The 15110-nt window shown below is 64.2% G+C and carries 12 protein-coding genes and 2 rRNA genes; 2 read left to right on the plus strand and 12 right to left on the minus strand.

Features of this window, described 5'->3' with window-relative positions:
• Positions 1–26: 26 nt before the first annotated feature.
• The 8 genes from mraY to coq7 all read right to left on the minus strand — a co-directional run bounded on the left by mraY (position 27) and on the right by coq7 (position 8738).
• Complete coding sequence (gene mraY, locus HWX39_RS30790) at positions 27–1196, minus strand: phospho-N-acetylmuramoyl-pentapeptide-transferase (protein ID WP_006477019.1); 1170 nt, start codon at positions 1194–1196, stop codon at positions 27–29.
• A gap of 16 nt (positions 1197–1212) precedes the next feature.
• Positions 1213–2619, minus strand: coding sequence for a UDP-N-acetylmuramoyl-tripeptide--D-alanyl-D-alanine ligase (gene murF, locus HWX39_RS30795; RefSeq protein WP_175971418.1), 1407 nt, complete (start codon positions 2617–2619; stop codon positions 1213–1215).
• On the minus strand, positions 2616–4154 hold the full coding sequence (locus HWX39_RS30800; protein ID WP_175971419.1) for a UDP-N-acetylmuramoyl-L-alanyl-D-glutamate--2,6-diaminopimelate ligase: 1539 nt from the start codon (positions 4152–4154) through the stop codon (positions 2616–2618). The genes murF and HWX39_RS30800 overlap by 4 nt, the downstream gene beginning before the upstream one ends.
• The gene (locus HWX39_RS30805) at positions 4151–5998 is read right to left on the minus strand and encodes a penicillin-binding protein 2 (RefSeq protein ID WP_175971420.1); all 1848 of its coding nucleotides are present in this window, start codon (positions 5996–5998) and stop codon (positions 4151–4153) included. Before HWX39_RS30805 ends, HWX39_RS30800 begins: the two co-directional genes overlap by 4 nt.
• Entirely contained in the window at positions 5995–6336 is a 342-nt protein-coding gene (gene ftsL, locus HWX39_RS30810) for a cell division protein FtsL (protein ID WP_175971421.1), read from the minus strand. The genes HWX39_RS30805 and ftsL overlap by 4 nt, the downstream gene beginning before the upstream one ends.
• Entirely contained in the window at positions 6333–7274 is a 942-nt protein-coding gene (gene rsmH, locus HWX39_RS30815; protein ID WP_175971422.1) for a 16S rRNA (cytosine(1402)-N(4))-methyltransferase RsmH, read from the minus strand. The genes ftsL and rsmH overlap by 4 nt, the downstream gene beginning before the upstream one ends.
• Before the next feature lie 23 nt (positions 7275–7297).
• A complete protein-coding gene (mraZ, locus tag HWX39_RS30820) occupies positions 7298–7726 on the minus strand; it encodes a division/cell wall cluster transcriptional repressor MraZ (RefSeq protein WP_175971423.1) in 429 nt (142 codons plus the stop codon).
• Between the two features lie 385 nt (positions 7727–8111).
• A complete protein-coding gene (coq7, locus tag HWX39_RS30825; RefSeq protein WP_175971424.1) occupies positions 8112–8738 on the minus strand; it encodes a 2-polyprenyl-3-methyl-6-methoxy-1,4-benzoquinone monooxygenase in 627 nt (208 codons plus the stop codon).
• A gap of 276 nt (positions 8739–9014) precedes the next feature.
• On the opposite strand from coq7, the gene HWX39_RS30830 reads away from it, so the two are divergent.
• Complete coding sequence (locus HWX39_RS30830) at positions 9015–10166, plus strand: porin (RefSeq protein WP_175971425.1); 1152 nt, start codon at positions 9015–9017, stop codon at positions 10164–10166.
• Between the two features lie 273 nt (positions 10167–10439).
• Here HWX39_RS30830 and HWX39_RS30835 read toward each other — a convergent pair whose 3' ends face one another.
• Both HWX39_RS30835 and HWX39_RS30840 read right to left on the minus strand, forming a co-directional pair.
• A complete protein-coding gene (locus HWX39_RS30835; protein WP_175971426.1) occupies positions 10440–12113 on the minus strand; it encodes a long-chain fatty acid--CoA ligase in 1674 nt (557 codons plus the stop codon).
• A 136-nt stretch (positions 12114–12249) separates the two neighbouring features.
• A complete protein-coding gene (locus HWX39_RS30840) occupies positions 12250–14325 on the minus strand; it encodes a molybdopterin oxidoreductase family protein (RefSeq protein ID WP_175971427.1) in 2076 nt (691 codons plus the stop codon).
• 137 nt (positions 14326–14462) lie between these two features.
• Here HWX39_RS30840 and HWX39_RS36705 point away from each other — a divergent pair, with 137 nt between their 5' ends.
• Positions 14463–14594, plus strand: coding sequence for a hypothetical protein (locus tag HWX39_RS36705; RefSeq protein ID WP_279613118.1), 132 nt, complete (start codon positions 14463–14465; stop codon positions 14592–14594).
• A 186-nt stretch (positions 14595–14780) separates the two neighbouring features.
• Here the strand turns inward: HWX39_RS36705 and rrf are convergent.
• Positions 14781–14893: ribosomal RNA gene (gene rrf, locus HWX39_RS30845) — 5S ribosomal RNA — on the minus strand.
• A gap of 133 nt (positions 14894–15026) precedes the next feature.
• Positions 15027–15110, minus strand: a 23S ribosomal RNA gene (locus tag HWX39_RS30850); the annotation flags it as partial.

Consider the following 15110-nt stretch of genomic DNA (forward strand, 5'->3'; position numbering starts at 1 on the left):
CGCCAGACATCCTTGTTACCTTTCCTTTACCGCAGCTTGAGGGTGGTCAGACCGAACAGGCACAGCATCAGCGTGATGATCCAGAAACGCACGACCACCTGCGTTTCCTTCCAGCCGGACAATTCGAAATGGTGATGCAGCGGCGCCATCTTCAGCAGACGCCGCCCTTCGCCGTAGCGCTTCTTCGTGTACTTGAACCACGAAACCTGCAGCATCACCGACAGCGTTTCCGCGACGAAGATGCCGCCCATGATGAACAGCACGATTTCCTGGCGCACGATCACCGCGACCGTGCCGAGCGCGCCGCCGAGCGCCAGCGCGCCGACGTCGCCCATGAACACCTGCGCGGGGTGCGTGTTGTACCAGAGGAACGCAAGCCCTGCCCCGCCCATCGCGGAACAGAAGATCAGCAGTTCGCCCGCGCCGGGAATGTGCGGGAACAGCAGGTATTTTGAATAGACCGCGCTGCCCATCACGTACGCGAACACACCCAGCGACGCACCGACCAGCACGACCGGCATGATCACGAGGCCGTCGAGGCCGTCGGTCAGGTTCACCGCGTTGCTCGCGCCAACGATCACGAAGTACGTCAGCACGATGAAGCCCCACACGCCGAGCGGGTAGCTGATCGACTTCAGGAACGGCAGCATCAGGTCGGCGCGTGCCGGCAGTCCCATCGACAGCCCGCTGCGCACCCACGCCATGAACAGGTCGAACACGCGCACGTTGTTCGCCTCGGACACGCTGAAGGCGAGGTAGACGGCCGCGAACAGCCCGATCACCGACTGCCAGAAATACTTCTCGCGCGACGACATCCCGCGCGGGTCCTTGTGGACGACCTTGCGGTAATCGTCGACCCAGCCGATCACGCCGAAACCGAACGTGACGAGCATCACGATCCAGATGAAACGGTTCGTCAGGTCGCCCCACAGCAACGTTGCGACCGCGATGCCGATCAGGATCAGCACGCCGCCCATCGTCGGCGTGCCGGACTTGACCAGGTGCGTCTGCGGACCGTCCTTGCGCACGGCCTGACCGACCTTCATTTGCGTCAGCTTGCGGATCACCCACGGTCCGCACACGAGCCCGATCCCCAGCGCGGTGATGGTGGCCATCACCGCCCGGAACGTGAGGTACGTGAACAAGCGCAAAAAGCTTGCGTCTCCTTGCAGCCATTGCGCCAGCGCCAGCAGCATGCTTCCTTCCTTCTACTCAGTGTGCAGCGGGCGCCGTGCCCGCCGCGGGTTGGTTCGTCAGCGCGTCGACCACGCGCTCCATCTTCATGTACCGCGAGCCCTTCACGAGCAGCGTCGCCTGCGCACCGTAGCCCGCACCGAGCAGCGCTGCGACCAGCGTGCCGACGTCGCCGAAATGGCGAGCCGTGTCGCCGTATGCCGTGCAGGCATCGCGCGACGCGTCGCCGAGCGCGAACAGCGCGTCGATCCCGCGCTCGCGCGCGTAGGCACCGACCTCGCGATGAAAAGCCGGCCCTTCGTCGCCGACCTCGCCCATGTCGCCGATCACCAGCACGCGCGGTGCCGGTTGCGCGGCGAGCACGTCGATCGCGGCGCGCATCGAATCGGGATTCGCGTTGTATGTATCGTCGACGACCGTTGCACCCGCGAGGCTGCCTGCAATCGCCTGTTTCACCTGCAGCCGGCCCTTGATCGGCTCGAACGATTCGAGGCCCTGCCTGATCGCCGACAGCGCAACGCCGGCACCCAGCGCCGCGGCCGTCGCGGCCAGCGCGTTGCGCGCGTTGTGCTCGCCGAGCGCGCGCAGCCGCACCGTGACGGTGCCTGCGGGCGTGTCGATCACGAGTTCGCCGCCATGCAGACGGCCCGTGACCTGCGCGTCGTTCTGCCGCTCGGCATCGTGCAGCGCGAAATCGAGGATCCGGTTGCCGGTCGCCGCGATGCGCCAGATACCCGCGTATGCATCGTCGGCCGGGAACACCGCAACGCCGTCCGGCGGCAGCGCGTGAATCACGGCTGCGTGTTCGAGCGCGACGGCTTCGACCGTCGCCATGAATTCCTGGTGCTCGCGTTGCGCGTTGTTGACGAGCGCGACCGTCGGCGCGGCAAGGCGCGCGAGGACTTCGGTTTCGCCCGGGTGGTTCATCCCGATCTCGATCACCGCGAGACGATGCGCGGCCGACAGGCGCAGCAACGTCAGCGGCAGGCCGACATCGTTGTTCAGGTTGCCGGCCGTCGCGAGCCGCGCGTCGGCGCCGACCGCCGCCGCGAAAATCGACGCGATCATTTCCTTGACGGTCGTCTTGCCGTTGCTGCCCGTCACCGCGACGAGCGGCAGCGCGAATCGTTTGCGCCAGCCGTGTGCGAGCGCGCCAAGTGCGGCACGCGTTTCGCCGCCTTCGATCGCCGGCATCGCGACGCCCGCCGGCACGTGCGCGACCAGCGCCGCGGCGGCACCGCGCGCCGCGACGTCGCCGAGGAAGTCGTGCGCATCGAAGCGCTCGCCTTTCAATGCGACGAACAGGTCGCCGGGGCCGGCCGTGCGGCTGTCCGTCGACACGCGGTCGAACGTGATGGCCGCGTCGCCGTGGACGGTTGCGCCGGGGATCAGGCGGGCGGCTTCGCCGAGACTGAGCATCGTCATTCGGCGCCTCCCTTACCGTGCGTCGCGCGCGCTGCCAGCGCGAGCCGCGCGTGATCCTGGTCCGAGAACGTGCGCTTCTTGCCCATGATTTCCTGCGTGGCCTCGTGGCCCTTGCCGGCCAGCACGACGACATCCTCGCGTGCGGCGCCGCGCACGGCCTGCAGGATCGCGCTCGCGCGATCCTCGATACGGCGTGCGTGATCGGGCGCGGTCATGCCCGCGACGATCTGGTCGATGATGCGCTGCGGATCCTCGCTGCGCGGGTTGTCGCTCGTGACGACGGTTTCATCGGCGAGCCGCTCCGCGATCGCGCCCATCAGCGGACGCTTCGTCGCATCGCGGTCGCCGCCGCAGCCGAACATGCAGACGAGCCGGCCACCGCGTGCCGTGGCGATCGGGCGCAGCGCGTCGAGCGTCTTTTCGAGCGCGTCGGGCGTGTGTGCGTAGTCGATCACGACGAGCGGTTCGTCGTTCTGCAGCCGGCCGCCGAGCCGCTGCATCCGGCCGTTGACGGACTCGAGCCGTGCGATCTCGGCGAGCGCCGCGTCGAACGGCACGTCGGCCGCGAGCAGCGAGCCGAGCACCGCGAGCAGGTTGCTGACGTTGAACGTGCCGAGCGTGCCGACTTCGACGTCCGCGTCGCCCCACGACGAATGCAGGCGGAATGCCGTGCCGGTCGCGGTGGCGCGCACGTCGAGCGCGACCAGTTCGCGATCGGCGTCGGGCACCTGCGCGTCGCCGATCCCATACGCGATCGTGCGTACGCGGCCTGCCAGTTTCTCGAGCAGACGCTGGCCGGCTACGTCGTCGCGGTTGACGACCGCCGCGCGCAGGCCGCGCCACGCGAACAGCTTCGCCTTCGCGGCCTCGTACGCATCGAACGTGCCGTGATAGTCGAGGTGATCCTGCGTGAGGTTCGTAAACACTGCGATGTCGAAGGCCGTACCGTTCACGCGCCCCTGATGCAGCGCGTGCGACGACACCTCCATCGCCACGGCCTTCGCGCCCGCGTCGCGCAATTGCGCAAGGCTGCGCTGCAATTGCGGCGCATCGGGGGTCGTGAAGCCGGTCGGCACGAGCTGGCCGGGCATCCCGGTGCCGAGCGTGCCGATCACTGCACACGGCTGATGCAGCGCCGTCAGCGCGGCAGCGATCCATTGCGTGCACGAAGTCTTGCCGTTCGTACCGGTCACACCCACCGTGAGCAGGCTGTCGCTCGGATCACCATACCAGCCGCTGGCGATCTCGCCGGCGAGCTGGTCGAGCGCAGGCACCGCAAGCGCGACAGGAACGGCCGGCGCAGCGGCCAGCCCTTCCGGCTGATACAGCACGGCGGCCGCACCGCGCGCGACGGCGTCGGCAATGAAGGCACGATTGTCTGCCCCGTCGACTGCATACGCGACAAACACGTCGCCAGCCTTGAGGCTGCGCGTGTCGGCATGCAGTTGCGCTGCGGGGGCCACATGCTGACGCAGCCACGCAAGCGCGGCTGCGATCTGCTGATGCGCCGGATGGGAACTGCGAGCGGCGCTCATCGAACAACTCCTGGTGAATTACGCGTCGTGCTGGACACGATCATATGCTTTGCACCGCCACCCGCGGCCAGCTTTTGCGGCCCCGTCGCGGAAGGTGCCGCCGGCGAATCGTCAGACACGACGAGCTGCTTGATCGGCATGTTCGGCGGCACGTTCAGCGCACGCATCGTGTCGCCGGCGATCGCCGAGAATACGGGGCCTGACACCTGGCCGCCGAAGTGGCTGCCGGCGGTCGGCTCGTCGACCGACACCGCGACAACGATGCGCGGGTTCGGCATCGGCGCCATCCCGACGAACGACGCACGGTACTTGCGCGTGTAGCCGTGACCTTCATGCTTGTACGCGGTACCGCTCTTGCCGCCGACGCGATAGCCCGGCACGGCCGCATCGGGCGACGTGCCGCCCGGCGCCACCACCGTTTCGAGCATCGCGCGCACTTCGCGCGCGGTGGTCGGGTTGAACACCTGCGTACCCACGACCGGCTGGTTGGGGTCGGTCTTGAAAATGGTCACCGGCATGAGCTCGCCGTCGTGCGCGATCGCCGTATAGGCGCGCGCGAGCTGGAACAGCGACACCGACAGGCCGTAGCCGTACGACATCGTCGCCTGCTCGATGCGGCGCCAGCTCTTCCACGGACGCAGGCGACCCGCCACCGCGCCCGGGAACCCGACCTTCGGCGCCTGGCCGAGGCCGATGCTCGTATACATATTCCACATTTCCTCGGGCCGCATCGTCATCGCGATCTTCGTCGCGCCGATGTTGCTCGACTTCTGGATCACGCCGCCGACCGTCAGCGTGCCGAAGCCCGCGTCGTCGGTGATCGGTGCGCCGTCGAGCACGAAATGCCCGTTGCCCGTCTCGACGAGCGTGTTCGGCGTCACGCGGTGCAGGTCGAGTGCGAGCGACACCGTGAACGGCTTCATGATCGAGCCCGGCTCGAACACGTCGGTCATGATCCGGTTGCGCAGCTGCTCGCCCGTCATGCGCGAGCGGTCGTTCGGGTTGTACGTCGGGTAGTTGACGAGTGCGAGCACCTCGCCGGTGCGCACGTCGACGACCATCGCCGCGCCGGCCTTCGCCTTGAACTTCTCGACGGCGGCCTTCAGGTTCGCGTACGCGATGTACTGGATCTTGCTGTCGATCGACAGGTCGACGTCCGTGCCGTTGTGCGGCGGAATCTGCTCGGCGACGTCCTCGACGATGTGCCCCATCCGGTCCTTGATCACGCGACGCACGCCCGACGTGCCGGACAGCATCTTCTGGTCGCCCAGCTCGACGCCCTCCTGCCCTTCGTCCTCGACGTTCGTGAAGCCGATCAGGTGAGCAGTGATCTCGCCCTCCGGATAGAAGCGCTTGTATTCGTTGCGCTGATAGATGCCGGGAATGTCGAGCGCGGCGACCTTGTCCGCGACGTCGATCGGCACCTGGCGCTTGACGTAGACGAAGCCCTTGTCCTCCGACAGCTTGACGCGCAGTTCCTTCGGCGTCATGCCGAGGAGCTTGCCGAGCTGGTTGACCTTGTCGGCGTCGAGATCGTCCGGCACCGCGTCGGGAATCGCCCAGATCGCGCGCACCGGCAGGCTCGTCGCGAGCACGAGCCCGTTACGGTCGAGAATCTTGCCGCGCGTCGCCGGCAGCTCGAGCGTGCGCTGGTAGCGGCTTTCGCCCTGCTTCTGGTAGAACGCGTTGCCGGGCCCCTGGATCCAGAACGCACGCGCGGCCAGCGCGACGAATGCCATGAACAGCAGGAACACGACGAGCTTCGAGCGCCACATCGGCAGATGCACGCCCAGCACGGGGCTCGACGAAAACTTCACGTTCTGGCGCTTCTGGGACGGTTTCATCGCGCGCCCCCCTTGCCCTTGCCAGCCGTGTCCGCCGAAGCCGGGATCGGTGCATCGATCGCCTTCGCGGCGCCCGGCTGCAGTGTCAGATATTGCGTGCGGCCGGTCGTGATCGGCTGCATCTTCAGCGTATCGTTCGCAAGCTGCTCGATGCGCGACGTCTTCGACAGCGCGCTCTGCTGATATTGGAGCTGCGCGTAGTCCTGCTGGAGCTGACGCTCCTGCGACTGCGCACGCTGCAGCTGGATGAAGATCTGGCGCTGCTGGTTCGTCGAATTGACGACCGACAACGCGCAACCCATCACGATGATCAGCAGGAAGATATTGAAGCGGCTCATGGCGTGACGCGCTCCGCGATGCGCATCACGGCCGAGCGGGCGCGCGGATTCGCTGCGACTTCCGCTTCACTCGGGAACTGGCGGCTGATGATCTTGAGCGGCGGGCTCGGGAGGTCGACGGCACGGATCGGCAGGCGACGATCGACCGCGGGCGCACTGGCGTGCGCCTGCATGAATCGCTTGACGATCCGGTCCTCGAGTGAATGAAAGCTGATGACCACCAGCCGCCCCCCTTGCTCCAGCAACGACAGTGCCGCGTCTAGTACGACTTGCAGGTCCGCAAGCTCTTGATTGACGTGAATCCGTATAGCCTGAAAGGTGCGGGTTGCCGGATCCTTGCCCTTCTCACGGGTTTTGACGACGTGACCCACGATTTGGGCAAGCTCGCCCGTGGTGTCGAGAGGCCCAAGACGGTCGGACTCTGCCCGGCGAGCAACAAGCGCCTTTGCAATCTGAAAAGCAAACCGTTCTTCCCCATAATCCCGTATCACCTCCGTCAATTCCTGCACCGAAGCCCGTGCGAGCCATTCCGCCGCCGACTCGCCGCGCGTCGGATCCATCCGCATGTCCAGCGGACCATCGGCGCGGAAGCTGAAGCCGCGCGCCGGATCGTCCACCTGCGGCGAGGACACGCCCAGGTCAAGCAACACACCTGACACCTTCTCGACGCCGCGCGCCGCAAGCGCGTCGCGCATCGATGCAAAGCTGTCGTGCACGATCGAGAAGCGCGCATCCTCGATGCCCTGCGCCGTCTCGATCGCCCTCGGATCCTTGTCGAACGCGATCAGCCGCCCGGCCGGCGCCAGCCGCGCGAGCACCGCACGGCTATGGCCGCCGCGCCCGAACGTGCCGTCGACATAGATGCCGTCCGGTCGCGTCACGAGCGACTCGACCGCTTCGTCCAACAACACGGTCCGATGCTGCAGTTCGTTTCCCATCGCGGGCGTCTCCGTCACCGCAATCAGAACGTGAAATTCTTCAGCGCATCGGGCATGCCCTGCGCCATCGCTGCCTGCTCCTTCGCGTTGTAGGTTTGCGAATCCCACAGCTCGAAGTGACTACCCATTCCCAACAACATGACTTCCTTTTCCAGTCCGGCTGCCGTGCGCAGCTCGGGCGATACGAGAATCCGGCCCGCGCTGTCGAGATCGACATCCATCGCATTGCCGAGAAAAATGCGCCGCCACCAGTGCGCGTCCATCGGCAGCGCGGCGATCTTGGCGCGGAATACTTCCCATTCGGGGCGCGGAAACAGCAACAGGCAGCCGTCCGGGTGCTTGGTCACAGTCACCCGTCCTTCTGCCTGTCCTTGCAGCGCTTCGCGATAGCGAGCCGGCACCGACATCCGCCCTTTCGCATCGAGCGTCAGCGCCGACGCCCCTTGGAACACTTTCCGCTCTCCCGTTCAGGGCACCGAAGCACCCGCTCCATGCTGAGAATTTAGCCGGAATAGCCCGCCAAATCACACAAAAATACACTTTCTCACACTGCTTCCCACTTTAGAGGAAGGGTGTGGCACGGTCAAGGGAGCGGCCCGCTTTTTTGACGAATTTTGTTAGTTAGAACAAGGACTTACGCGCACATGCTCATGCGCCCCTCATTCCAAAAACCGTTATAAATGAATGAGCTAGTGCAACTTGTGAAGGTGATACGTGAGAAAGACGGGCCAGACGGGTGTGCGGACGGGGCTTTCGGGGGCGGGAAAACGCGGAATAAACGGGCGGTATCAGCGGCGGGGAACCGGGGCGACGTCACGCATCGCCCCGATGCGGATCTTACAGATAGTACGCAGTGCTCGTCATGACTTTCGACGCGGCGCGCATCAGCATTCGCGCGGGCAACGGCAGTTCGATCCCGCCAGCGTCGGCCGCGGCCTTGCCGTGTTTCACTTCGTCGATACGCATCTGGTCGACGATCGCACGCGACGCGGTATCGGCCGCCGGCAACTCGGACATGTGGCCTTCGAGATGGCTCTCGACCTGCCGCTCGGTCTCGGCCATGAAGCCGAGGCTGACTTTGTCGCCGAGCGCGCCGGCCGCCACGCCGATCACGAGCGAACCCGCATACCAGAGCGGGTTCAGCAGGCTCGGGCGCGAGTCGAGTTCCTTCAGGCGGTGTGCGGTCCACGCGAGGTGGTCCTCCTCCTCGCGCGCAGCCTCTTCGAACATTGCCTTCGCCGACGCCGTGCGCGCAGTGAGCTTCTGCGCCTGGTAGAGCGCCTGCGCGCAGACCTCGCCGACGTGGTTCACGCGCATCAGCCCGGCGGCATGCGTACGCTCCGCTGGCGTCAGCTCGACGGTCGGCGCCTCTGCCGGCGCAGGCACCGGCCGGCTCATCCGGCTAATGCCGGTCAGCGATCGCAGGCCGCGATCGAATTCGCTGATCAGTTCATCAAACACCATCCTGTTCTCCTGGCTGCAGGTGCTGCCGCGAGCGGCAAGGGCACGAGTCCGCTGCGTAACCGACTTGATTATTCAGCGGAAATTGCGGTTAACCCGTGATTTTAACCATTGTTGCATAAAGGAAACATGGCGACCTTGAGCTGCGGCATTTCGCTTTGTGGCAAAAACCGGTTTTGCTACATTACGTGCGACTTCTTGCGAAGTTGCTGGGGCCCGTCGACAGAACATAACTATCCGCCCCGCCAGAAAAATTCAGTGAATTTTGGAGATCCGTTAATGAAAAAGTCGCTTCTCGCGCTCGTCGCGCTGGGCGCGTTCGCTGGCGCTGCCCATGCGCAAAGCAGCGTGACGCTTTACGGCATCATCGATGAAGGCCTGCTCTTCAACAACAACGCAGGCGGCAAGCACCTCTACAGCATGGCCAGCGGCGTGATGCAAGGCAGCCGCTTCGGCCTGCGCGGCACCGAAGACCTCGGTGGCGGCCTGAAGGCGATCTTCACCCTCGAAAACGGTTTCGACGTGAACAGCGGCAAGCTCGGTCAGGGCGGCCTGATGTTCGGTCGCCAGGCTTACGTCGGCCTGTCGAGCCAGTACGGCACCGTCACGCTGGGTCGTCAGTACGACTCCGTCGTCGACTTCGTCGGCCCGCTCGAGGCAGGTGACCAGTGGGGCGGCTACATCGCCGCTCACCCGGGTGACCTCGACAACTTCAACAACGCCTATCGCGTGAACAACGCGGTCAAGTTCACGAGCCAGAGCTACGGCGGCTTCACGTTCGGCGGCTTGTACAGCTTCGGCGGTCAGGCAGGCCAGTTCTCGAAGAACCAGGTCTGGTCGCTCGGCGCAGGCTACAACAACGGCCCGCTGGTCTTGGGTGTCGGTTACTTGAACGCACGTACGCCGAACCAGTTCGGCGGCATGTTCAACAACGGTTCCACGTCTTCGTCGGTCTCGTCGCCGATCTACGGCGCGTACGCGAACAACGCGAACACGTACCAGGTCATCGGTGCAGGCGGCGCCTACACGTTCGGCGCAGCGACGATCGGCGCGACGTACTCGAACACGAAGTTCAAGGGCTTCTCGGCAGGCCCGTTCGTGAACCAGACGGCGACGTTCAACAACGGCGAAATCAACTTCAAGTATCAGTTGACCCCGGCGTTGATTCTCGGCGCAGCGTACGACTACACGCAAGGCAGCAAGATCGACGGCAACTCGGCAGCCAAGTACCATCAGGGCTCGCTGGGCGTCGACTACTTCCTGTCGAAGCGCACCGACGTCTACGCGATCGGCGTGTACCAGCATGCATCGGGCAACGTGCTCGACTCGAACGGCGACGTCCTGAAGGCAACGGCAGCGATCAACGGTCTCGCAGGTTCGAGCTCCGCCAACCAGGTCGCCGCACGCGTCGGCATCCGTCACAAGTTCTAATCAGCTTGCTTGACAAGCCGCTGCATATTGAAGGCGCCTTCGGGCGCCTTTTTCTTTTCCGGTCGATGCCGTTGCAAATCTGGCGCGCGACGAATCGTACCGGCTGCGACACGCTGTTCGCGGGGCGCCGTGCCGTCTCTGCTGCGTCGAAACGCACTGCCACCACCGCAAGGCCATTCCGGACGCGAACTCGTTCGGAAACAGCCTCGTCCGGGCTGCACCGCAAACGAAAAGCCCGGCACAAGCCGGGCTTTTCGTTCCGATCGACCGCCGTCATGCGCGCCCGTCGCGCAGTTCGCGCCGCAGGATCTTGCCGACGTTCGTCTTCGGCAGTTCCGTACGAAACTCGACCAGCTTCGGCCGCTTGTAGCCGGTGAGCCGCTCCTTGCAGTAGGCGAGGATGTCCTTGTCGGTGAGCGCCGGATCCTTCTTCACGACGAACAGCTTCACGGCTTCGCCGGAATGCTCGTCGGGCACGCCGACCGCCGCCACCTCGAACACGCCCGGATGCGACGCGACCACGTCCTCGACTTCGTTCGGATACACGTTGAAACCCGATACGAGGATCATGTCCTTCTTCCGGTCGACGATCTTCACGTAACCTCGCGCATCCATCACGCCGACGTCGCCCGTCTTGAAGAAGCCGTCCGCGAACATGACCTTCTCGGTCTCGTCCGGCCGGTTCCAGTAGCCGGCCATCACCTGCGGCCCGCGGATGCAGATTTCGCCGGGTTCGCCGAGCGCGACATCGTTGCCCGCATCGTCGCGAATCGCCACTTCGGTCGACGGCAGCGGCAAGCCGATCGTCCCGCTGTACTCGGTCGCCGTCACCGGGTTGCAAGTCGCCACCGGCGACGTTTCGGACAGCCCGTAGCCTTCGATGATCGCCGTATGGGTCTTTTCGTACCAGCGTTTCGCGACACCTTCCTGGATCGCCATGCCGCCGCCGTTGGCGATCACGAGCTTCGACAGGTCGAGCTGACTGAATTCGGGATGGTTCAGCAGTGCGTTGTACAGCGTGTTGACCGCCGGGATCGTCGAGATCTGGTAGCCCTTCAGTTCCTTGATCATGCCGGTGATGTCGCGCGGATTCGGAATCAGGATGCCCATGCCGCCCGTACGCAGCGTCAGGAATCCGCAGACGGTCAGCGCGAACACGTGATACAGCGGCAGCGCGACAACGGTCACGAACTGCTTCACCTCCGGAAACTTCTCATGAGCCGGATGATGCCAGGCACCCGCCTGCAACACGTTCGACACGATGTTCCGGTGCAGCAGCGTCGCCCCTTTCGCCACGCCGGTCGTACCGCCCGTGTACTGCAGGAACGCGACGTCATCGGGACCGATCTTCTGCGCCTTGAATGCCTGGCGCGCGCCTTCCGACAGCGCGGCCTTGAAGCGCGTGAACGACGGCAGTTGCCAGGCAGGCACCATCTTCTTGACGTTGCGCACGACGTAGTTGACGAGCCATCCCTTGATGCCCAGCAGATCGCCCATCGATGCGACGACGACATGCTTGACGCCCGTATTCGCGATGACGGCCTGCAGCGTCGACGCGAAATTCTCGAGGATGACGATCGCCTCCGCACCGCTGTCTTTCAGCTGATGCTCGAGCTCGCGCGGCGTATAGAGCGGGTTGACGTTGACGACGGTGTAGCCCGCGCGCAGTACCGCGGCGATCGCCACGGGGTATTGCAGCACGTTCGGCATCATGATCGCGACGCGCGCCCCGCGCGCGAGCCCGCGCGATTGCAGCCACGCACCGAACTGGCGCGACAGCGTGTCGAGTTCGCCGTATGTGATGCCCTTGCCCATGCAGACGAACGCCGTACGGTCGCGGTACTGCCTGAAGCTTTCGTCGAGCAGGTCCGGGACAGAGGGATAAGGAGACGCGTCAATTTCGGCTGGAACGCCGGGCGGGTACGATTTCAGCCAAATTTTATCCATACTGCCCGTCTCCTCACAGATTTTCGAATGGTCGTGCTAAAACGCATCGTAACGGCTCGCTCGTCCCGAGACAACAGGGTTAGATGTCCACTTCGAACTTCCGTGGAAATTCGTCTGATCATACGGCGATATCCGGTCAAATGCGTTCAACTTCCACCAGGCAATCGTAGAACGTCGCCGAATTGCCAAGGTCGGTGAGCGCCTGGCTCGTCACTTCGTTCGCGTTTCTGCCGTCCGGTGACAGCTTCTTCCACCAGATCGATAGCCCGACGACGAGCCCTGCGCGTGCGCGATCGGTAATTCTCGCGCGCGCCTGCATGGATCCGCGGTCGTTGAAGATGCGAACGACGTCACCTTCGGCGATCCCGCGCGCATCGGCGTCAGACGGGTGGATGTCGAGATGCGGCTCACCTTCGGTATGCCGCAGGCTGTCGACGTTCACGAACGTACTGTTCAGGAAGTGGCGCGCCGGCGGAGAAATCATTGCGAGCGGATAACGTGAGGCGAGCTCGGGTGCGGCCTCGGCCGATTCGAACGGCGGCAGGTAGTCGGGCACGGGATCCACGCCCATCTGCTCGAGTCGCGGGCTGTAGAACTCACACTTGCCGGACGGCGTACGGAAACCGCCGTTCGCGAACGGCGCCTCCGGCAGCTTGAGCTTCAGCCAGCCGGCGTGCTTCAGCGTGTCCCAGTCACTGTCGAGCGCCGGATCGTCCCAGCGGAGCGCCACGCGCGCGACCTCTTCGTCGCTGTGATAAAGCGCGGGCTCGTCGAGCCCCATGCTGCGCGCGATGCCGCGGAAGATCTCCGTATTCGGCCGCGCCTCTCCCACCGGAGGAATCGACGGCAGGTTCGCCATCACGTAGGTGTGGCCGTACGACTTGTGGATGTCCAGATGCTCGAGCTGCGTGGTTGCCGGCAACACAATGTCGGCGAAATCGACGGTATCCGTCTTGAAATGCTCAAGAACGACCGTGAACAGATCGTCACGCGCGAACCCCGCCGCGACCTTCGAGGAGTCCGGCGCGACAGCCACCGGGTTCGAGTTGTACACGATCACCGCTTCGACCTTCGGCCCGAAGGTTGCATCGCCCGGGTGCAAAAGCGCGTCGCCGATTGCGTTCATGTTGATGATGCGCGGCAGCTTGCCGGGCCAACCCGGCATCAAATCCGGACGCAGCAGCGCCGCCTGGTCGACCGGCGCGAATTCCGACGACGACAGCAGCAGCCCGCCGGCCCGATCCCGCCACGCGCCCGTCAACGCCGGCAGGCTTGCGATCGCGCGGACGGCGTTGCCGCCGCCGCGGACGCGCTGCATGCCGTAGTTGAGGCGGATCGATGCCTTGCGGGTAGCACCGTAGCGACGCGCAAGGTCGATCAGTTCCGACACGTCGATACCGCAGATCTGCGCAACGCGTTCCGGCGGATAGGACATCGCCCGTTCCTTGAGCACGTCGAAGCCGAGCGTATGGCTGGCGATGTAGTCGTGATCGAGCAGGTCTTCGGTAATCAGCACATGCATCATGCCGAGTGCGAATGCGCCGTCGGTGCCTTGTTTCAACGCGATGTGCTGGTGACACTTCTCCGCAGTCAGCGAACGGTACGGGTCGATGGCGACAAGGCGTGCGCCTCGGCGCTTCGCTTCCTGCGCGCGCGTCCAGAAGTGCAGGCTCGACGCGATCGGGTTTGCTCCCCAAATCAGAATCAGTTCGCTTTCCTCGAAATGCTCGAGGTGCATGCCGAGACTACCGCCATAGGTATAACGCAACCCCGCTGCACCGGCCGCTGCACAAATCGTGCGCTCGAGCCGCGAGGCACCGAGCTTGTGGAAGAACCGCTGGGCGATGCCCTCCCCCTGCACAAGCCCCATCGTCCCCGCATAGCTGTACGGCACGATCGCTTCCGGTGCGCGCGCAGCGATTTCACCGAGACGAAGACCGATCTCATCGAATGCCTCGTCCCAGCTGATCGGTACGAAATGCCCTTCCCCTTTCGCGCCGATGCGCTTGAGCGGGACGGTGAGGCGGTCGGGGTGATGAACGCGATCGGCGTATCGGCTGACTTTCGTGCACAACACGCCTTGTGTCGGCGGATGGTCGGGATCGCCCGTGACCTTGATCGCCTTGCCGTTTTCGACAGTCACGCGCATTGCGCACGTGTCCGGACAATCGTGCGGGCAAACGGCCCGGGCTACCTGAATGGCGGCGTTCATCGTTTTAAGTGCCGAGATGGGGATTCGCAAATTTTACGTGGACGCGCCGAATAAAGCGTTCATTTCGTACGGGTTCTGAGGTATTTGGCTGAATGGGGGAGTTTCGGTGGTTCAGTGCGTCGTCTGCAGGGACTTGCATGGCCGACCCGACATTCATTGTCGGCGATGGAAAGCGGATCTTGCGCGACGCGCGGCAATCGACACCCTGGGGAGAGAAATGGCAGCTTTTGATCGGAGATACGATCAATAAATCGCATGAACGCGAATGATACGAGCAATTTAGCGAATCGGGATCCGGGCGCAGCGCTGCGGATTACTCGAGAACGGCAGGCGCCTGAATCAGCGCATTCGTCCGCCCCAGCTCCAGCCTGGCCGTCCATCCCGATCCCGCATGCATTTCCGCCGCGCCAATGCAAAAACCCCCGCCTTTCGGGCGGGGGTTCTTGGCTTAGGGAGCCTGACGATTACCTACTTTCACACGGGAATCCGCACTATCATCGGCGTAGAGTCGTTTCACGGTCCTGTTCGGGATGGGAAGGGGTGGGACCGACTCGCTATGGTCATCAGGCAAAGAGGGTTGTTCTGCTGGCATGGCCAACAGAACCAATCTGGGAAGAAGCAGTAATTTTGAGTTGTGTGTATCACACACGAGAATCCAACTTGTCCGACGCGCTGTTATCAGCGCGAGACAGACTTGTTATAGGATCAAGCCTTACGGGCAATTAGTATCAGTTAGCTGAACGCATTACTGCGCTTACACACCTGACCTATCAACGTCCTGGTCT

Origin of the sequence: Burkholderia sp. BCC0322 (genome assembly GCF_902833045.1) — a bacterium.
Lineage (GTDB): Bacteria > Pseudomonadota > Gammaproteobacteria > Burkholderiales > Burkholderiaceae > Burkholderia.